The sequence below is a fragment of the Pseudopontixanthobacter vadosimaris genome (assembly GCF_012979275.1).
GTDB classification, from domain to species: domain Bacteria; phylum Pseudomonadota; class Alphaproteobacteria; order Sphingomonadales; family Sphingomonadaceae; genus Pseudopontixanthobacter; species Pseudopontixanthobacter vadosimaris.
Window position 1 is genome coordinate 106079 of the sequence record NZ_JABASZ010000042.1, and the last position, 19856, is coordinate 125934.

The window sequence follows — 19856 nt, forward strand, 5'->3', positions numbered from 1 at the left end:
TCCATGACCTACAGCACGGCTATCTCCTCCGGACGGGCGCAATTGGTCGATTTCCGCCAGCGCACCCTGGCGGTCGCGCGGCTGCGGGTGCTGCTGGTCGCCGCCATCTTCGTGCTGATCGCGGTCGCCGCGGTGGCGCGGATCGGCTTTCTGGGTCTGACCGACAGAACTACCCGGACCACTTCTCTGGAGGAAGCCCTGCTGCCATCGCGCGGCGAGATAACCGATCGCAACGGCGTTCCGCTGGCACGGGCCTTTCCGGCCTACGCCCTGTGGTTCAACCCGGAGGCCCTTGGCGACACCGGCTCGCCGCTGGTGCAGAGCCCGGTGAAAATTGCCGCGCAATTGAAGCAGATTTTCCCCGAAATGGACGAGGCCGACGTGGCGGCGCGGCTCGCCAGCGGCAAGCCCGGCTATCTGCGCCGCCGCGTTCTGCCCGAACAGGCGAACCGGGTACAGGCATTGGGCGAACTTGCGCTGGAGATGCCCAAGGAGAATGACCGCCATTATCCGCAAGGAACGATGGCGGCGCATGTGCTCGGCTATGTCGCTGCGGACGGGAAGGGCCGCGTCGGCATGGAACAGGTGCTGGATGACCAGCTGAGCGACCCCGCGCGCCGGGCGATGCCGAGCGCGCTCTCCATCGACATGCGCGCGCAGGGTGCGCTGGAAGACGAATTGCGCCGGGGCATGCTGTCGACCAATGCGATGGGTGCTGCCGGTATCGTGCTCGATGTCGATACGGGCGAGGTTCTCGCGCTGGCCTCGCTGCCCGAATTCGATCCCAATCATATCGATGCCGAGGGCGAGAAAGCCATGTTCAACCGGGTGACCAACCAGGTTTACGAACTTGGCTCCACCTTCAAGCCGCTGACGGTGGCAGCCGCCATCGATGCCGGCGTGGTGCGCGATTTCGGCAAACGCTACAACGCTCACCCGGTGAAGGTCGGGCGGTTCAGCCTGAAGGACAGCCACTTTCTGGGTGCCACGCTGAACGTGCCGGAAACGCTCATCCATTCGTCCAATACGGTAACCGCGCGTATCGCTGACGAGCTTGGGCCGGAGCGGATGCGGCGGGTAATGATGGATCTCGGCATGGACGGCCGCCCCGCCATCGAATTGCCCGCGCGCGGTTTTCCCATCTGGCCGGGCGAGAAATGGCCGCGCCTGCGCAACATGACCGTCAGCTACGGCCACGGCATCGCCGTCACGCCGCTGCACCTCGCCAGCGCCTATGCGGCCATGGTCAATGGCGGGATCTTCCGTCCGGCGACGATGCACCGGGTTGAACCCGGGCAGGCCGCGCGCGGCACCCGCGTGTTCAAATCCAGCACATCGTCGCGGATGCGGCAATTGCTGCGCATGATCGCGGTGTATGGCACCGGCCGCAACGCCGATGCGCCGGGTTTCCGCGTTGGCGGCAAGACTGGTTCTGCCGAAAAGCCGGGCGCGGGCGGCTATCGCCGTTCGTCGCTCGTTTCCACCTTCGCTGCCGCTTTCCCGATGGATCGCCCGCGCTACGTGATCGTGGCCATGCTGGACGAACCCAAGGGTACGACGGCCAGCTCGTTCCAGCGCACGGCGGCATGGAACGCGGCCCCCATCGTCGGACGGCTGGTTCCCCGCATCGGTCCCATACTCGGCGTGCGTCCTGACGATACAAGGGATGTGGACATGAGCGATCTCGAGCCGCTCGTCGGCGGGGGTGCCTGATGAAATTGGGCGCAATTTACCCTTCGGTAGACGGCAGCGACAATGCGGACCAGGCCGTGACGGGTTTCGCCATCGATCATCGGAAAGTCGCGCCAGGAACGATATTCGGCGCCTTTCAGGGTTCCGCTGCGAATGGCGAGGATTTCATCGCGGCGGCCATCAGCGCAGGTGCCATCGCGGTGGTCGCCAGACCCGAAGCGCAGGTCGAAGGCGCGCTGCATATTGCAGGCGATCAGCCGCGCCGCCTTTTCGCGCAGCTGGCGGCACGATTCTTCACGCCGGTGCCGGGCACCATCATCGCCGTGACCGGCACCAACGGCAAGACCTCGACCGCGGAGATGACGCGGCAATTGTGGCGCATGGCGGGGGAGCGGGCGGCGTCGATCGGCACTCTGGGCGTCACCACGCCCGACGAGAGCATCTCCACGGGGCTCACCACGCCCGACATCGTCACTTTCCTGTCGAATATGGCGGGGCTCGCCCGCGAAGGCGTGACCCACGTCGCCTATGAGGCGTCGAGCCACGGCCTGTCGCAATATCGCAACGAGGGACTGCCGGTCAAAGCCGCAGCCTTCACCAATTTCAGCCGCGACCATCTCGACTATCATGCCGATATGGAGGAGTATTTCTCCGCCAAGCTGCGACTGGTGCACGAGGTTGTGGACGATGGCGGCACGCTGGTGGTGCATCCGGACGGCAGCGACTGGATGGCGCGCGTGGCCGAAAGCGGCAGGGCGCGCGGATTGCAGGTGCTCACCGTGGGTGAGCAGGGCAATTTTCTCCGGCTCGTCGGGCGCGATGCCACGCAGCTCGGGCAGGAATTGACGCTGCAACATGATGGTGCGGACAGATCCGTTCGCCTGCCGCTGATCGGTGCCTATCAGGCGCAGAACGCGCTGGTCGCGGCTGCGCTTGTCCTCGCGACCGGTGGGCAACCTTCGCAGGTATTTGACGCCATGGCACGGCTGCAGCCGGTGCGCGGGCGGCTGGAACGCGCCGTCATCTCGCCGCAGGGTGCGCCCGTCTATGTCGATTACGCGCATACGCCCGATGCCCTGGAGGCCGCGATGCAGGCGCTTCGCCCGCATGTCACCGGGCGGCTCATCACCGTGATGGGTGCGGGCGGCGAGCGCGATATCGGTAAGCGTGATCCCATGGGCCGTGCGGCAGCCGAATTCTCCGATGTGGTGATCGTTACCGACGATAACCCCCGCGGCGAAGACCCCGCAGACATTCGCCGCGCGATCATGGCTGGTATCGCCGGACAGAAGGCGAAAGCCCGCGAGATCGGCGACCGCCGCGAGGCGATCGCGGCCGCGATTTCCGAGGCGCGGCGGGACGATATCGTCCTCATCGCGGGCAAGGGCCACGAACAGGGCCAGATCATAGGGTCGGCAGGCAGCATGCGCGTGCTTGCTTTCGACGACGTCACCGTTTCGCGTGAGGAGGCCGCCCGATGAGCGCCCGTAATGCTTTGCTGCAATGGCCAATTACCCGGACCGACACCCTGCCCGCCCGTCTGTGGAGCAGCGACGAGATCGCCCGCGTGACCGGTGGCCGGGCCAGCGCCGCCTTCCAGGTCTCGGGTGTTGAAATGGACAGCCGCGACATTCGCGGCGGCGATCTGTTCATCGCCCTGAAGGGTGAAGCGATGGACGGTCACCGCTTCCTCGACACCGCCTTTGCCAATGGTGCCGCCGCCGCGATCACCGACCGTCCCATCGTGCAGCCGCATGTTCTGGTCGCGGACACCACCGCGGCGCTGCATGCGCTTGGCCAGGCGGCGGCCGACCGCGCGAATGCGATGCGGATCGGCGTGACGGGTTCTGTCGGCAAGACCGGCGTGAAGGAGGCGATATTCGCGGCGCTCGACCGGTCCAGCAGGGGCAAGGCGCATCGGTCGGTGCGCAGCTACAACAACCATGTCGGCGTTCCGCTGTCGCTGGCGCGGATGCCGGCCCGCAGCCGCTTCGGCATTTTCGAAATGGGCATGAATCATGCCGGCGAGATGGCGGCCCTGGCCGATCACGTCCGGCCGCATGTTGCGGTGATCACCACGATCGCTCCGGCGCATATCGAGAACCTCGGCAGCGAAGAAGCGATCGCGGACGCCAAGGCCGAGATCTTCGGCGGTGTCGTGCAAGGCGGCACCGCCATCGTTCCGGCCGACAGCCCGCATTTCGCGCGGCTTGCCGATCATGCGGCGAAGGCAGGCGTGAAGCTCGTTTCCTTCGGGCGCTCTGCCCATGCCGATGTGCGGCTGCTGGATGCGATCCCCTCCGCCAATGGCGGATCGCTGGTTACTGCGGATATGGGCGACACACGGGTCTGTTTCTCGGTCGCAGAACCCGGCGATCACTGGATCTCCAATGCGCTCTGCGTCATGGCCGCGGTGCGTGCGGCGGGCGGCGATCTGGGGGCTGCCGGGCTGGCGCTTGCGGAAATGGGCGGGTTGAAGGGGCGCGGCGCACGGCACCGGCTGGCCGCTCCCGGCGGTCATGCGCTGATGATCGACGAAAGCTACAACGCCAATCCTGCATCGATGCGGGCGACCCTGCGCGCGCTGGGGCAGACGCCCGCCACCCGCCGCGTGGCGGTGCTGGGCGCGATGAAGGAACTCGGCGATTTCGCCCCGCGCTTCCATGCCGATCTGGCCGGGCCGCTGGCCGAAGCCAGGGTCGATTTCGTCATCCTGGTGGGCGAGGAAATGCGCAGCCTTGCGCGCAGCTTGGGGAAAGGTGAGGCCGGTGCGCTTGCAGCAGGGCTTCACTTCGCGCATTGCGGCGATCCTGAAGGCGCCATCGCCGCGCTGGAAGATTACGGGATAACCGCCGGCGATGCCGTGCTGGTGAAAGGATCGAACTCGGTCGGGCTGGGCAGGGTGGTTGCCCATTTCACGGCCAGGGAAGGCTGAATGCTCTATCTGCTAGCCGAATGGATGAATTTCGAGGGCGTCTTCAACCTCGTCAGGTATCAGACCGCGCGGGCAGGTGCCACGCTGGTTACTGCCTTGTTCATCGGGCTGATCATCGGCCCGCGTTTCATCCTGATGCTGCGGGTGCGGCAGGGCAAGGGTCAGCCGATCCGCGTGGACGGCCCGCAGAGCCACCAGGCCAAGGTCGGCACGCCCACCATGGGCGGGCTGATGATGCTGGTGTCGCTGATGCTGTCGCTGCTCATCTGGATGGATCTGCGCAACCCGTTCATCTGGGCCTGCCTGGCCGTGACGGTCGGGTTTGGCCTGATCGGATTCATCGACGATTACGACAAGATCACGAAGAAGAGCCATCGCGGGGTTTCGGGCCGGGTTCGGCTGCTGCTGGAATTCGCCGTCGCCGGAGTGGCATCGTGGATCATCGTCAGCCAGATTAATACGTTCCTGTACGTGCCGTTCTTCTCGAACATCGGCTTCGAAATGGGCTTTCTCTATTACGTCTTTGCCGCCTTCGTGATCGTGGGGGCGGGCAATGCGGTCAATCTGACCGACGGTCTGGACGGGCTGGCGACGATGCCGGTCATCATCGCGGCGGGCACTTTCGCGATCATCTCCTACCTTGTCGGACGCGTGGATTATTCCAGCTATCTCGGTATTCCGCATGTGCCGGGGGCCGGGGAACTGGCGATCTTCTGCGCCGCGATCATGGGGGCGGGGCTCGCCTTCCTGTGGTTCAACGCGCCGCCGGCCGCCGTGTTCATGGGCGATACCGGCAGCCTTGCCCTTGGCGGGGCGCTGGGCGCGATTGCCGTCGCCAGCCATCACGAGATCGTACTGGGCATCGTCGGCGGCCTTTTCGTGATCGAGGCGCTGTCCGTCATCATCCAGGTATTCTGGTTCAAGCGCACGGGCCGACGGATCTTCCTGATGGCACCCATCCACCACCATTTCGAGCAATTGGGCTGGAAGGAATCCACCGTCGTCATCCGTTTCTGGATCATCTCCATCGTGCTTGCGCTGATGGGCCTCGCCACGCTGAAGCTGCGTTGATCGGGCGATGATCACCTCCGCCGCCTTTGCCGGAAAACGCTACGCGGTGCTTGGCCTCGCGCGTTCGGGCGCGGCGGCGGCGGAAACTCTCATCGCCAGCGGCGCGCAGGTCACCGTATGGGACCGGCAGGGGGAACCGCGCGAGGCCTTTGTCGGCCGAGCGCAGATTGCCGACCCGCTGACCTGCGACCTGACCGGCTTCGATGCGATGGTCGTGTCGCCCGGCGTTCCGCTCAATTCGCACCCCATTACCGAACGCGCGCGGCAATTCGGCGTGCCGATCGTCGGCGACATCGAACTGTTCGCGCAGGCGCGCGCCGAATTGCCGCCGCATCAGGTGGTGGGGATTACCGGCACCAACGGCAAATCGACCACGACCGCGCTAGTCGCCCATATTTTGAGCGAAGCGGGGCGACCGGTCCGCATGGGCGGAAATATCGGCCTGCCGGTGCTGGCAGCGGAACCGCTCGAACCCAATGAGAGTGGGGCAGGCGTCTATGTGCTGGAACTGTCCAGCTACCAGATCGACCTCACGCGGTCGCTGGCCTGCGAAGTCGCCGCCCTGCTGAACATTTCGCCCGATCATCTCGACCGCTACGATGGGCTGGAGAGCTATGCCTTTTCGAAAAGCCGGTTGTTCGCCATGCAGGGTTCCGGCCAGCTGGCGATCTTCGGAACGGGCGATCCGCTGACCCGGGCTTTCCGGGATGCGGCGCAGGAAAGACGCGGGGCCGACCGGGTCCGGTCCATCGACATGGGCCGTCATGCCGGCCAGCAACATCTCTGGCCTTCGCTGCAAGGGCCGCATAATCTGGAGAATGCGGCAGCTGCCATCGCCATCGTCGAGGAACTCGGGGTGACGGAAGCGCAATGGGGACCGGCGGTTGGAAGGTTCGGCGGACTGCCGCACCGGATGGAACGGCTGGGCGAATATCGCGGCATATTGTTCGTGAATGACAGCAAGGCGACCAATCCCGCCTCGGCGGCGCCCGCACTGGCGGCCTTCCCGCCCGATAACGCGATCCATGGCGGCACACCGCGCATCCACTGGATCGTGGGCGGACTTCCGAAGGAAGACGGGCTGGGCGAATGCGCGCAATATCTCGGCAATGTCGCCTGCGCCTATACGGTCGGGGAAAGCGGCCCGCGCTTCGCGGAATTGCTTGACGGTGAAGTTCCTGTCGAGGCGTCGGAAATGATCTGCGAAGCAACCCGCCGCGCCCTGGCATCGGCCAGGGCCGGGGATGTCATTTTGCTTTCGCCCGCTTGCGCCAGTTTCGACCAGTTCCGCGATTACGAAAAGCGCGGTGACCATTTCCGCACCGTGGTCGGAGTGCTTACCGGCAACAGACTGGAAGCGGGCATGCAAAAGCGATGAGTACCGTTCAGCCCTACATGCCACATGGTCCGGACCGCGGCGCGGCGCACTACGGCTATCGAACATCGAAGCGCAACGCGGCGCGAATCTGGTGGCGCGAGATCGATCGGGTGCTGCTCGCCCTGGTTCTCGTCCTGATGGTGATCGGCACGGCGGCTGTGGCTGCGGCCTCCCCCGCCAGCGCACGGCGGCTGTCGACATCGGGCGTGACCTTGCCCGAACTGTTCTTCTATTGGGCGCATCTGCGCTGGCAGGTGCTGGGCCTTGCCGTGATGATCGGCGCATCCATGCTGTCGCGGGGCGCGGCGCGGCGGGTGGGGATCGTCCTGGCAGGGGCGATGATCGCGCTGCTGGTAATGGTCCCCTTCATCGGCACGGAAGTGAACGGTGCGCGGCGCTGGATCAATCTGGGCGTCGGCTTTCAGCCTTCGGAATTCCTGAAACCGGCCTTTGCCATCGCGCTGGCGTGGATATTATCGTGGCAATTGAAGGACCGGCACCTTCCTGTCATGTGGGTTATCAGCGGCCTGATGGTGGTGGTGGGCGGCCTGCTGATGATGCAGCCCAACCTTGGCGACACCATGCTGTTCGCCGGTGTCTGGTTCGTCATGCTTCTGCTGTCGGGTGTTTCGCTGGGGCTTATCGGCGCGATTTCGGCTGCCGGTGTTGCAGCGCTCACGGCGACGTATTTTCTTTATGACAACGCCCGGCACCGCATCGACGATTTCCTCGGCGGCGGCACGGCTTTCGATCAGGTCGATCTGGCCGAACGCACTCTACTGGCGGGTGGCTGGACCGGCAGCGGCTTCTGGCTCGGCGTGCGGAAGATGAACCTGCCGGAAGCGCATACCGACTATATCTTTTCGGTCATCGGCGAGGAGTTCGGACTTGCCGTCTGTGCGGTCATCGTCCTGCTGTATCTCGCCATCATCATCCGGGTGCTGACCCGCCTGGTGGATGAAGAGGATTTGTTTACCGTGCTAGCCGCAGCAGGGCTGGCCGCGCAGGTGGGCGGGCAAGCCTTCATCAACATGCTGGTCAATCTGCAGATGTTTCCCTCCAAGGGCATGACCCTGCCGCTGGTCAGCTATGGCGGGTCGTCCACCATTGCGGTATGCCTCGGCATCGGCCTGCTTCTGGCCATTACCCGGCGAAACCCCTTCCTGCGGCGCGATACGCCGGGCCTGGGCGCGCTGATGACCCGCAGACCGGCCACGGGAGGGCCACGGACATGACCGGCGAACACCCCGGTTCCAATCGCCATTTCGTTCTCGCCGCGGGCGGTACGGGCGGGCACCTTTTGCCGGCCTTCGCGCTGGCCGCCGAGCTGGATCGGCGAGGTCACCACGTGGCGCTGATCACTGATGACAGGGGGGCCGAAATCCCGGGCAAGCCGGAATTCCTGCCTGCCCACGTCCTGCCTGCGGGCCGGTTCGGGAAAAACCCCCTGCAGTGGCTGCGGGGTGCCCGTGCGGTGTTGCAAGGGCGGAACATGGCGCTTCGCCTGTTCGAGACCTTTCAGCCAAGCGCCGTCGTGGGCTTCGGCGGCTATCCTTCGCTGCCGGCCCTCCTGGCGGCGGACAAGGCCGGCATTTCCAGCGTCGTTCACGAACAGAATGCGGTGCTCGGGCGGGTGAACCGGTTGCTCGCCGGCAAGGTCGCGGCGATTGCCACGGCCTATCCCGATATCGAGCATCTGAAGCCGAAGCATGCGGGCAAGGTGCATCTTGTCGGCAACCCTGTTCGCGCGGAGGTACTGGCGCTTCGCGATCAGCCCTATCCCGCCTTCACGCAGGACAGCCCGTTGCGGGTGCTGGTTACAGGCGGCAGCCAGGGCGCGCGCATCCTGTCGGAAGTGGTGCCCGACGGCCTGGCGATGCTGGCACCCGCCCTGCGCGCCCGTCTGCAGGTGACGCAGCAATGCAGACCCGAAGACATCGGCGCGGTTCGCGAACGTTATCTGGCGCATGACATACCCGCCGAACTCGGCACCTATTTCGAAGACATGCAGGCAAGGCTGGCGGACACGCATATTTTCATCGGCCGGGCAGGCGCATCGACGATCGCGGAACTGACGGCGGTGGGCCGTCCTGCCATCCTTATACCGTTGCCGATCGCCACCGACGATCACCAGGCGGCGAACACGCGTGAGATCGTGGCGAAGGGCGGGGCAAGGGCGATCCGCCAGCAACGCTTCACGGCGAAGGAACTGGCAAAGCAGATCAACGCGCTGGCGCATTATCCCGAAAGCCTGGCGACGGCGGCGCATGGCGCGTGGAACTGCGGACGCCCCGATGCGACGGAGGATCTGGCGGATCTGGTCGAGAGTTTCGGCGGGGCCGACATGATGGACGTGATCCGGGCAGGGCCGGGGACGGCACAGGGCGCAGTGCAGGAACGTGGCCGGTTGGCACCGCAGGGGGCTGGATCGTGAAAGGCGTCGCAGCCGACATCGGGACCATACATTTCGTCGGTATCGGCGGGATCGGCATGTCGGGCATCGCCGAGGTCATGCACAATCTCGGTTACAGCATACAGGGTTCCGACATTTCCGAAGGGCCGAGCGTCGACCGCCTGCGCGCCCGCGGCATTCCGGTCGCGATCGGCCACGCGCCTGAAAATGTCACCGATGCCGCAGTGATCGTCACCTCGACTGCCGTGAAGCGGACGAACCCGGAGGTGGCCGCGGCGCTCGAAAACCGTATTCCGGTGGTGCGGCGCGCGGAAATGCTGGCCGAACTGATGCGGCTGAAACGCACCGTCGCCGTCGCGGGCACCCATGGCAAGACGACCACGACCAGCATGATCGCGGCCCTGCTAGATGCGGGCGGAGTCGATCCGACGGTCATCAACGGCGGCATCATTAATCAATACGGGTCCAACGCTCGGCTTGGCGACAGCGAATGGATGGTGGTGGAAGCGGACGAGAGCGACGGCAGCTTTCTCCGCCTGGATGGCCAGATCGCGGTGGTCACAAATATCGACCCTGAACACCTCGACCATTACGGTGATTTCGATACCGTAAAGGACGCCTTTGTCGAATTCATCGAGAACGTGCCCTTCTATGGTGCGGCGATTTTGTGCATCGACCACCCGGAGGTGCAGAACATTATCCCCAAGATCCGCGACCGCCGCGTTATCACCTATGGTTTTTCGGCACAGGCCGATCTGCGGGGCGACAACATCCGTCCCGACGATGGCGGCAACGTCTTCGACGCCGTGCTGCGCGAACGAGACGGCACCCTTCGGCGGATCGAGAATATCCGCCTGCCCATGCCGGGCCGGCACAATGTCCAGAATGCCCTCGCCGCAGTCGCCGTGGCGCTGGAGATGGGTTGCGGCACCGATGTCATCTGCAACGGTTTCGACCAGTTCGACGGTGTAAAGCGGCGCTTCACCAAGGTGGGCGAGGTTGCGGTTGGCGGTGGCACGGCAAGCATCATCGACGATTACGCGCATCATCCGGTGGAGATCCGCGCCGTATTGTCCGCCGCGCGCGAGGCGGCTTCGTCGGGGCGCATGCCGGGGCGGGTCATCGCGGTGATGCAGCCGCACCGTTATTCCCGGCTCGGCGATCTCATGGACGACTTCCAGACGGCCTTCAACGATGCCGATCTGGTCTATGTGACACCGGTTTATGCGGCCGGAGAAGATCCTTTGGATGGCGTCAGCGCGCAAACGCTTGTCAGCGGCCTGAAGGACCGGGGGCACCGCATGGCCCGCACGGTCGACGGTCTCGATCAGCTGGCGAAGAGCCTTGCCGAAACGATAGAATGCGGCGACATCGTCGTCTGCCTCGGCGCAGGCGACATTACCCGCTGGGCGGCCGAGCTTGCGGACGCAGTGGCGGAGCATCAGGCATGACCCGCGCGTTGAAGGATAAACGCCACCTGGAACCGCCAGTCTGGATGGACGGGATCGAAGGCGAACTGACCGCGAACGCTCCGCTGGCGAAGCTGGTGTGGTTCAAATCCGGCGGAGCGGCGGATTGGCTGTTCGAGCCTGCCAGTGTCGACGATCTGCGCCTGTTTCTCACCCGTCTGGACGGACAGATGCCGGTGATGGCGCTGGGGTTGGGATCGAACCTCATCATCCGCGACGGCGGCGTGCCGGGAGTGGTGATCCGACTGGGAAAGCCGTTTTCAAATGTCGAAGCCGGCGAAGATTGCCTGGTCAGTTGCGGCGGCGGCGCAGCCGGTATTCTCGTCGCGTCAAAAGCGCGGGACGCAGGCGTGGCGGGTCTCGAGTTCCTGCGCGGCATTCCCGGCACGGTCGGCGGCTTCGTGCGGATGAATGGTGGTGCTTACGGTGCCGAGGTGGCTGACATTCTGGTCGATTGCGACGTCGTGATGCCGGGTGGCCAGTGCCACACGCTGCCGGTCGAGGATCTGCGCTATTCCTACCGTCACTCCGCGCTGCCCGAAGGCGCTATCGTCACCGCGGCCCGCTTCCGGGGCCATCCGGGCGACCCCGAGGCAATCGGTGCCGAGATGGACCGCATCGCGCAGGCGCGTGAGGAAAGCCAGCCGCTGCGCACGAAAACGGGCGGCTCGACCTTCAAGAACCCGCCCGGAGGCAAGGCCTGGCAGATGGTCGACGCTGCCGGATGCCGGGGTCTGATGATGGGGGACGCGCAGGTCAGTGAAAAACATGCGAATTTTCTCATCAATACCGGCGATGCCAGCAGCGGCGATATAGAAGGCCTCGGCGAAGCGGTACGCAACCGGGTGCGCGAAAAGCTCGGCGTGGCGCTCGAATGGGAAATCCAGCGGGTGGGGCGGCCCTGAACAATGGTTCTGGACATGGCAGGCAGGGACGATCCGGCATGACGAAACTGGCAAGGCAGCATGTCTGCGTCCTGATGGGCGGCTGGGCGAACGAACGCGACGTATCGCTGATGAGCGGCAATGGCGTCGCCGATGCGCTCGAAAGTCGCGGCCACCGCGTCACACGCATCGACATGGACCGCGATGTCGCCGCGCGCATTGCCGAGGCCGCGCCGGATGTGGTCTTCAACGCGCTGCATGGAGTCCCGGGCGAGGATGGCACCGTGCAGGGCATGCTTGATCTGATGGGCATCCCCTATACTCATTCCGGGCTGGCGACATCGGTCATCGCGATCGACAAGGAACTGACGAAACAGGCGCTCGTCCCGCACGGGGTGCCGATGCCGGGTGGCCGGATCGTACGCAGCGAGGAATTGCACAAGGCAGACCCGTTGCCGCGTCCCTATGTGCTGAAGCCGGTCAACGAAGGCTCCAGCGTTGGCGTCGCCATCGTGACGGATGACGGGCGTTATCCGCAGCCGATCCCGCATGATGCCGAAGGGCCGTGGCAGCGATTTGAAACCCTGCTGGCCGAACCCTTCATCTGCGGGCGCGAATTGACGACCGCCGTGATCGACGGGCCGGATGGTCCGCAGGCGCTGGCGGTTACGGAACTCAAGCCAAAGGCCGGCTTCTACGATTTCGCCGCCAAATATACCGATGGCATGACGGAACATGTCTGCCCGGCGCAGCTGCCGGAGAACCTCACGGCTCTGTGCCTGCAATATGCCACACGCGCGCACCGGCTGCTGGGCTGCCGGGGCACCAGCCGCACCGATTTCCGCTGGGATGACGAACGCGGAGAGGAAGGCTTGTTCGTGCTGGAAACCAACACCCAGCCGGGCATGACCCCGCTCAGCCTGGTGCCCGAACAGGCGCTGCTCTGCGGAATGAGCTATGCCGATCTCGTGGAAGCGATCCTCGCCGAAGCGCTCCGGTTCCATTCGGATGGCGCGGCCAGCGCAAACAGGCTTGAGACCGGGGGCCAAAACGGTGGCCAGACCGGGGGACGAAGCGATGGCTGAACGCATCAAGCGCAAGGGCAAGGGGGTCAGGCGCGCGGCCGCAGCCTCCAGCCGCGCCGCCAATGCGCGCCGGGCCAGGGCGAAGACCGGCAGCGCGATGGACGCCGCGATGCAGGTGCTGCCGTTTACCGAAGAACAATTGCACCGCATCTTCCTCGCGATCATCCTCGGCGCGGCCGTGGCGCTGGCCTGGTTCGTGGCCAGTCTTGCCGGGGTGCCGGCCATGGCGACGCAGCAGGTCGCCCGGATCGCGTCCGACGCAGGCTTCGAGGTGCGCAGGGTGCAGGTCAGCGGCGTGGAGCGGATGAACGAATTGAAGGTGTATGAGCGCGCACTGGGCGAACGCGATCGCCCGATGCCGCTGGTCGACCTCGATGCAGTGCGCCTCCAGATGCTCGACCTCAATTGGGTGAAGGATGCGCGCATTTCGCGCCAGCTGCCGGATACGCTGGTGGTCGACATCGTCGAGCGCACGCCGCACGCGGTGCTCGCCCGCGCCGACCGGATGATGCTGATCGATCCGAGTGGTGCGGAACTTGAACCCATCTCTGCCCGGCAAAGCAAGGGGATGCTGGTGATCTCCGGCCCCGGCGCGCAGCGGCAGGTCGGCGCGCTGACCGATCTGCTCGATGCTGCCCCTGCACTGAAATCGCGCGTCGGGCACGCCGAATGGATCGGCAACCGCCGCTGGAACCTGACCTTCGCCACCAATCAGGTGCTTGCACTGCCGCAAGGCGAGGATGCTTCGGCCAAGGCGCTGATCTCCTTCGCGCGAATGGATGGAACGCGCCGCTTCCTTGGCGGACAGATCGCCACTTTCGACATGCGCGTGCCCGATCGCATCTATGGCCGCATTCCGGGACGGGCGAATGAAATGCTCGAAAGCCGGGAGAACCCGTGATGGGCATGCCGCGCATCAGCAAGGTCTTCGGGGCCGTGAACATCGGCTCCTTCCGCATTTCCGCCATGATCATGGGGGTATCGGAAACCGGTGACCTGGTCGTGCTGGGATCGGGCCACCGCGCCAGCGAAGGCATCAAACGCGGTTATGTCACCGATATGGCGGCAGCGACTCACGCCATACGCGACGCGGTCGAACGGGCGGAGCGCAATGCGGGCACCAGCATCAGCAGCGTCTGGGTCGGCTGTTCGGGCGCAGGGCTCGCCAGCCAGATCGCCAAGGTCGAGGTCGAGATCGGCGGTCGGCGGATCGAGGATGAGGATATCGAGCACCTGCTCCTCGCCGCCCGCGACAATATCCAGCCCGACGGGCGCGAGGTGCTGCATGCCCAGCCTGCGCATTACACGCTGGACGGGGTGCATGGCGTCGCCAGTCCGAAGGGGCTGCATGCCGAACGGCTGGGCGTCGACATCCACGTCATGCTGGCCGATGGCGCGCCGGTCCGCAATTTGCTGGAAGCGGTGCAGAGCGCCCATCTCGGGGTCGAAGCCGTGGTCGCCGCACCGATCGCCACCGGGCACGCCTGCCTGACGCCCGAGGAACGGGAACTGGGCGTGGCCCTGATCGAGATCGGCGGAGAGGTAACCAATGTCTCGGTTCATGCCGGCGGCATGCTGCTGGGCCTCACCGCCATTCCGACGGGATCGGGCGATATCACCGATGCCATAGCCAGCGCCTTCGGCATCCGCCGTTCGCAGGCCGAACGGCTGAAATGCGTCGCGGGTTCGGCCATCGCCAGCCCGACCGACCATCGCGAGATGGTACCGGTAAACGGCCCCGGGGACGGACCTTCCGAAGCCGCTTCGCGCGGGGCGGATGCGATGGCACGCGGTGCGGACGATGCCAATCGCATCCCGCGCGCGGAACTGGTTTCGGTCGTCACCCAGCAATTGTCCTCCCTTACGGACCAGATCGGCCGCAGCCTCAAGGCCATGGGCTTTACGGGAGCAAAGGGCGGGCAGGTCGTGCTGACCGGCGGCGGCGCCGAACTGGCCGGTTTTGCCGAATTTGCACAAGGCGCTCTCGGCCGCCCGGTGCGGATTGGCCGGCCGCCCGCATTGCGCGGGCTGCCCGAAGCGCATTCCGCACCGGGGTTTTCGACGCTTGCCGGCCTGTGCCTCTATGCCTCCGAAGATCCCGTCGATATCCGCACGCTGGGCGACCGCGACATGCAGACGACCCGCTATACCGGAATGAAGCTGATCGGGCGCGTCGCCCGGGCGGTCAGGGAATATTTCTGATGCCTTGCCCTGCCGCGCTCCTGCACCTGGTCAACCACTGTGGACAATCCGCTGCGGCCCGTGCAAATCGGGAGCGAATATGCCAGAATGGCGACGCCAAGGCGTTATATTTTCAGGTCTTGAACAGAAATCGCTGATTTTCCCCGGAGGGAAGCTGTAACATGAGCATCAATATCGGACCCGCTGCCGTAGACGACATGCGCCCCAAGATCACCGTGATCGGGGTCGGCGGCGCGGGCGGCAATGCCATTGCCAACATGATCCAGGCCGACATCGAAGGGGTCGAATTCATCGTCGCGAATACGGACGCGCAGGCGCTGACCAATGCCGCCGCGGAACAGCGCATCCAGCTCGGGCCCGACATCACCGGCGGGCTCGGTGCAGGCGCCCGTCCCGAAGTGGGCAAGGCAGCGGCGGAAGAGACGGTGGGCGACATCGAGGACGCGCTCGAAGGCGTGAACATGTGCTTCATCGCGGCCGGAATGGGCGGCGGCACCGGCACCGGCGCGGCGCCCGTCATCGCCGAAGCCGCAAGGCGCAAGGGCGTACTGACCGTCGGCGTCGTCACCAAGCCCTTCCTGTTCGAGGGCACCCGCCGGATGCGTGCGGCAGAGGCCGGCATCGACGAATTGCAGAAGCATGTCGATACGCTGATCGTCATTCCCAACCAGAACCTTTTCCTTGTCGCCAAGGCGGAAACGACCTTCAAGGAAGCCTTCCAGCTCGCCGACGAGGTGCTGCAGCAGGGCGTCCGTTCCATTACCGATCTGATGGTCATGCCTGGCCTCATCAATCTCGATTTCGCGGATGTGCGTTCCGTGATGGAGGAGATGGGCAAGGCGATGATGGGCACCGGCGAGGGCGAAGGCGAGAATCGCGCCCTCGAGGCAGCCGAACGCGCCATTGCCAACCCGCTCCTCGACGGGGTCAGCATGGCCGGCGCGAAAGGTGTGATCATTTCCATCATCGGCGGCGAGGACATGAAGCTGCTGGAAGTGGACGAAGCGGCCAATCACATCCGCGAACTGGTGGACGAAGACGCGAACATCATCTGGGGTTCGGCCTTCAATCCCGATCTCGACGGCAAGATTCGCGTATCGGTAGTCGCAACCGGCATCGAGCAGACGGGCGACCGATCCGCCGCACCGGCGTCGCCTGCCGGCAACCGCAATTTCTCGCTTGGTGCCGCGCGCGCGCCGAAGCGCCCGGTCCTCGAACTGCCCGCCGAAGATGAGGAGATGCCAGCGGAAGAGCCGGCGATCTATGCCGATGCGGGCGATAGCGCACGCTTTGGCGCCGGACAGCCGCAGGGCGATTATGATGACGAGGAATTCGACGAGAGCGAAGACGATGTCGACGAGATCGTCGACCCGCTCGCAGGACTGCGGAATGCATCGGACGATGCTTCGGAAAGTGCATCGGATAATGGTGGCAGCGGCCGGCTCGCTTCTCCTGCCGAAAGCAGCGGTGTGGGCGTGGTCGGTTCTGCCGGGGAAAGTCGCAGCAACGACGAACCGCTCGACCTGACCGCCGACAAGGAAGCCGAAAGCGCACATCGGGCCGCAGTGCGTCGAAGCCAGGATGAGCTTCTGCGGAACGCCGACCGGCTTGCGGAGGAAGATCGCCCGGTGGAGGCGAATAGCCAGGGCCGCCGACGCGGTCTTGTCTCCGGTGATGGTGACAATCAGCCGCGAAGGCCCGCGCCCCGCGCCGGTGCGGGCGGGGGCAGCACGCTGTTCGAGCGGATGGCCAATCTGTCGCGCGGTTCGGACACGAGCAGGGACGATGACGACGATGCATCCTCGCTGAGCATTCCGCGTTTCCTGGGGCGTCAGAACAACCAGTGACCGGCGCGTTGGCGGCCGGTCGCGGCCAGCTGCCGGCGAATCGCGCTTCCGCTGGTCGTTCCGTGCAGGTTAAGGCTGCACTGGCACCCTGCGATTTCGATGGATCGTCGATCAGGAGCGTCGGTTGATCAGCATGCAGGAGCAGATTATCCATAACGCCCTATCCCGCCCCGGTAAATCGCAGCCGCTGTCATGTTCTGGTAGGACGCGAATCGCCGCCTTGAGGCTTGCGGGGGCGTCGACGCTTGCAGGCGTTGGTGGCTTGCTTGCGGTGCCGGTGGCGGCACAGGCGGTATCGCAGCCGGTGGTGCAGGCACTGCCGTCGCCGGCAATTGCCGATTTGCAGGCCGCCCTGCGCCGGCTGGCCCGCGACACGCGAGATCTGGACGCCCTGATCGATGCAGGAACGGCATCGCTGCAATTGAACGATATCGATGCGGCGATCGGTTTTTTCGGTCGAGCAGAGGATCTCTCGCCCGGAAATCCGCGGATCAAGGTCGGGCTGGCGGGTGCCTTCCTGCGGTCGGATCGTCCGCTGGAGGCGCTGCGCCTGTTCTCCGAAGCCGAAACTGCGGGCGCTTCGACGGCTGCACTCGCCGGCGACCGGGGGCTCGCCTATGACCTCGTCGGTGACAATGCCAGCGCGCAGGCGCAGTACCGCAGGGCGCTGAGCAGCGGCGGCGATGCCGAAATGCAGCGCAGGCTCGCGCTCAGCCAGGCCATTTCGGGCGATCGCGAAGGCTTTGAACAAACCCTTCTGCCGATGCTGAACAGCCGCGATTTCGGTGCCTATCGGGTGCGGGCTTTCGGGCTTGCCATTCTGGGGCATGAAGAGGAAGCCGTCGCGATCGCCGAGGCAGTGATGCCCGGCCCCCTTTCAGACAGGATCGTGCCATATTTGCGGTACATGCCGCGCCTGACCCGCGCGCAGCAGGCGGCCGCCGGCAATCTTGGCATTTTTCCGCGCGCGGCGCAGATTGGCCGCGACGATCCCCGCATCGCGCAATATTCGGCCAATGCCGCAGCCTCGCCGCCGATGGCCGTGCAGACCTTTCCGCAGGCAGTCGCCAGCGGATCTCGCCTCACGCCATCCGGGCCGCCGCTCGGCGGGTCGGCGGGCCAGGCCACGGCGAGTGCAGGCAGCAGTTCTGCCGCTTCGCCCAGGCAGCCGCGCAAGACACGCAGCGTGAATCTGCGGAATTCCAGGCGTTCAGGCGAGCCCAGCCTCGCCGAACAGGTGCCTCAGAACGACCCGGAAACGCGGAGGCGCGCCCGCATAGCGGCCCGTATGGCGCGATCGGACCGGCGCTCCGCTGCGGGCGCTGCACGGCCGGGACGAGCGGCGGCGCAGGCTCAAAGAGCCTTGCCGGCTCAGGCTCAGGCAGAAATCCAGGCGCAGGTGCCTGCCGCGCCGCTGTCGGGCATACGCCTCGACGCGCCTCAACCGGCGGGAGCCGCTGCGCAGGTCGCAGGTGGCGAGCTGCCTGCCTTGCCAGCGGATGGGAACGCCGCGCCGGCGCGGCTTGCGGAAGTTGCCGCGCCGCAAGCACGGATTGTCCGCCGGGCCATTACACTGGCTGATCCTGCGCCGGATGGCCCTGCGCCGGATGACTCTGCAGGAAATAGCCTGACGGCGGACAGGTCACCTGCCGCTGCAATGTCTGCGGCGGCAGCGCCGGTCATCGTCGCCCGGCAGGAACCGCCCGCGGCCACCACCGGCGGTGTCCCGGTAACGCAGACCCTGCCGGAACCTGCCAGCCTCGAGGAAGCTTTCGCCGCATTCAGCCTTGCTCCTGCCGCCGCGCCTGTCGGCGGCGTCGACATCACGTCCATCACTCCGCCGCGCGAGGTACGGCAGGCCGAGGTGCGCGCCGCCCCGCCCGTGGCAGAGACCCCGCCGCCGCCCGCACATCCCAGCCGCATCTGGGTGCAGGTGGCAACAGGGCGCGATCGCGAAGCCCTGGCTTTCGACTGGCGCCGGATCAGCCGCAAGGCAGGCGATCTGCTGGCGGGGCGGAAAGGTCATCTCGCAGAATGGAACGAGGCGAACCGCCTGTTGGCCGGGCCGATGGAATCGCGCTCCGCCGCGCAGGAGCTGGTCACCGCGCTGAAAGCGGAAGAGATCGACAGCTTCGTATTCACCAGCCGCGCGGGCGAGGCTGTCGAGCCGCTTGGCTGAGTGTTTGTTCGCCTGAACGTCCGAAGCGGGGCAGCCGGCTTGTGCACAGGCTTTGAACAAGCCAGCCGACTTGTCCCCAGAAGCGGATGGGGGGCGCTATTGCGCCGGGCGGCAGGGTCGATGCATCCCTGCGGCATGAGACGAATAGAACCCCGCCCGTGATGACCGACCGTGATGATACTCTCCCCAGGGGCGAGGATGCTGCACCGGTCGACATGCTTGCCGCCCTGTTCGAAGCCCGAGGCTGGGCCTTCGATGCGTTGAGCGACGAGGAAATGTCCGGAGAGATCCAGGGTGCGTGGACCCGATATCAGCTGCGCGCGATCTGGCGGAGCGAAGACAATGTCCTGCAACTGCTCTGCCTGCCCGAAATTCGCGTGGCGCAGCCGAGAATGCGTGCGGCGCATGAATTGCTCGCGCTGGTCAACGAACAGGTCTGGCTGGGCCATTTCGATATCTGGTCCGCCGGCGGGATCGTCGCCTATCGCCATGCCACCATGCTGGGCGACGACGGTCTTCTCAGCGTCGGCCAGGCACAGGCCCTGGTCGAAACGGCGGTATCGGAATGTGACCGCTTCTATCCCGCCTTCCAATTCGTGCTCTGGGGCGAAAAGGCCCCGCAGCAGGCATTGGAAAGCGCGATGGTCGATGCGATAGGCGAAGCCTGAGCGTGGCGGAGGCCCCGGTTCCGAACCCGTGCG

Annotated in this window: 15 protein-coding genes; all 15 read left to right on the top strand. The window is 65.5% G+C overall.

What is annotated here, in order from left to right; translation table 11 throughout:
• Nucleotides 1-3 precede the first annotated feature (3 nt).
• Entirely contained in the window at nt 4-1713 is a 1710-nt protein-coding gene (locus tag HG250_RS12055; protein WP_170005579.1) for a peptidoglycan D,D-transpeptidase FtsI family protein, read from the top strand.
• A complete protein-coding gene (locus tag HG250_RS12060) occupies nt 1713-3173 on the top strand; it encodes a UDP-N-acetylmuramoyl-L-alanyl-D-glutamate--2,6-diaminopimelate ligase (RefSeq protein WP_170005580.1) in 1461 nt (486 codons plus the stop codon). Before HG250_RS12055 ends, HG250_RS12060 begins: the two co-directional genes overlap by 1 nt.
• The gene (locus HG250_RS12065; RefSeq protein ID WP_170005581.1) at nt 3170-4627 is read left to right on the top strand and encodes a UDP-N-acetylmuramoyl-tripeptide--D-alanyl-D-alanine ligase; all 1458 of its coding nucleotides are present in this window, start codon (nt 3170-3172) and stop codon (nt 4625-4627) included. Before HG250_RS12060 ends, HG250_RS12065 begins: the two co-directional genes overlap by 4 nt.
• Entirely contained in the window at nt 4628-5698 is a 1071-nt protein-coding gene (gene mraY / locus HG250_RS12070; RefSeq protein ID WP_170005582.1) for a phospho-N-acetylmuramoyl-pentapeptide-transferase, read from the top strand.
• 7 nt (nt 5699-5705) lie between these two features.
• Nucleotides 5706-7076 carry a UDP-N-acetylmuramoyl-L-alanine--D-glutamate ligase gene (gene murD / locus HG250_RS12075; protein ID WP_170005583.1) on the top strand — a complete coding sequence of 457 codons (1371 nt, stop codon included), beginning with the start codon at nt 5706-5708 and terminating at the stop codon, nt 7074-7076.
• The gene (locus HG250_RS12080) at nt 7073-8311 is read left to right on the top strand and encodes an FtsW/RodA/SpoVE family cell cycle protein (RefSeq protein WP_170005584.1); all 1239 of its coding nucleotides are present in this window, start codon (nt 7073-7075) and stop codon (nt 8309-8311) included. Before murD ends, HG250_RS12080 begins: the two co-directional genes overlap by 4 nt.
• Complete coding sequence (murG, locus tag HG250_RS12085) at nt 8308-9510, top strand: undecaprenyldiphospho-muramoylpentapeptide beta-N-acetylglucosaminyltransferase (protein WP_170005585.1); 1203 nt, start codon at nt 8308-8310, stop codon at nt 9508-9510. Before HG250_RS12080 ends, murG begins: the two co-directional genes overlap by 4 nt.
• Entirely contained in the window at nt 9507-10940 is a 1434-nt protein-coding gene (murC, locus tag HG250_RS12090) for a UDP-N-acetylmuramate--L-alanine ligase (protein ID WP_170005586.1), read from the top strand. Before murG ends, murC begins: the two co-directional genes overlap by 4 nt.
• Before the next feature lie 44 nt (nt 10941-10984).
• Nucleotides 10985-11863 carry a UDP-N-acetylmuramate dehydrogenase gene (gene murB, locus HG250_RS12095; protein WP_420821336.1) on the top strand — a complete coding sequence of 293 codons (879 nt, stop codon included), beginning with the start codon at nt 10985-10987 and terminating at the stop codon, nt 11861-11863.
• Nucleotides 11864-11901: 38 nt separating this feature from the next.
• Nucleotides 11902-12927, top strand: a complete 1026-nt coding sequence (locus HG250_RS12100) for a D-alanine--D-alanine ligase (RefSeq protein WP_170005588.1) — start codon at nt 11902-11904, stop codon at nt 12925-12927.
• The gene (locus tag HG250_RS12105; RefSeq protein WP_170005589.1) at nt 12920-13828 is read left to right on the top strand and encodes a cell division protein FtsQ/DivIB; all 909 of its coding nucleotides are present in this window, start codon (nt 12920-12922) and stop codon (nt 13826-13828) included. The genes HG250_RS12100 and HG250_RS12105 overlap by 8 nt, the downstream gene beginning before the upstream one ends.
• Nucleotides 13828-15129 carry a cell division protein FtsA gene (ftsA, locus tag HG250_RS12110; protein ID WP_170005615.1) on the top strand — a complete coding sequence of 434 codons (1302 nt, stop codon included), beginning with the start codon at nt 13828-13830 and terminating at the stop codon, nt 15127-15129. The genes HG250_RS12105 and ftsA overlap by 1 nt, the downstream gene beginning before the upstream one ends.
• Nucleotides 15130-15290: 161 nt before the next feature.
• Entirely contained in the window at nt 15291-16976 is a 1686-nt protein-coding gene (gene ftsZ, locus HG250_RS12115; RefSeq protein WP_170005590.1) for a cell division protein FtsZ, read from the top strand.
• Between the two features lie 271 nt (nt 16977-17247).
• Complete coding sequence (locus tag HG250_RS12120) at nt 17248-19155, top strand: tetratricopeptide repeat protein (RefSeq protein ID WP_338103917.1); 1908 nt, start codon at nt 17248-17250, stop codon at nt 19153-19155.
• Nucleotides 19156-19316: 161 nt separating this feature from the next.
• Nucleotides 19317-19823, top strand: coding sequence for a type III secretion system chaperone family protein (locus tag HG250_RS12125; RefSeq protein ID WP_170005592.1), 507 nt, complete (start codon nt 19317-19319; stop codon nt 19821-19823).
• The last annotated feature ends 33 nt before the right edge of the window (nt 19824-19856 follow it).